Raw genomic sequence first — 255 nt, 5'->3', positions numbered from 1 at the left:
GCATCGGTTCCTGGCATGGCCAAGAAGCACGACTTTCCGGGCCTCAAAGCTGTCGCCCGCATCACCAGCAAGCGGGGACAGGACGACACGGTCGAGCGCTACTTCCTGATGAGCCGCCCCTACAGCCGCAAAGAGGTCCTGCGCATCGTCCGTGCTCATTGGGGCATCGAAAATCGCCTGCACTGGCCGCTCGACGTCACCCTCGACGAGGACCTTGCCCGCAATCGCAAGGGCAACGGACCGGCCAACCTGGCC

Annotated in this window: 1 protein-coding gene; it reads left to right on the top strand. The window is 64.3% G+C overall.

Annotated features, from left to right (window positions below; translation table 11 throughout):
• On the top strand, positions 1-255 hold a 255-nt coding region (locus AC066Y_RS43385; RefSeq protein WP_478279157.1), incomplete at both ends, for an ISAs1 family transposase.

The organism is Bradyrhizobium sp. USDA3010, assembly GCF_056429065.1.
The sequence above is the reverse complement of the archived record's forward strand: the minus strand, read 5'-3'. Positions and strand labels throughout refer to the sequence as shown.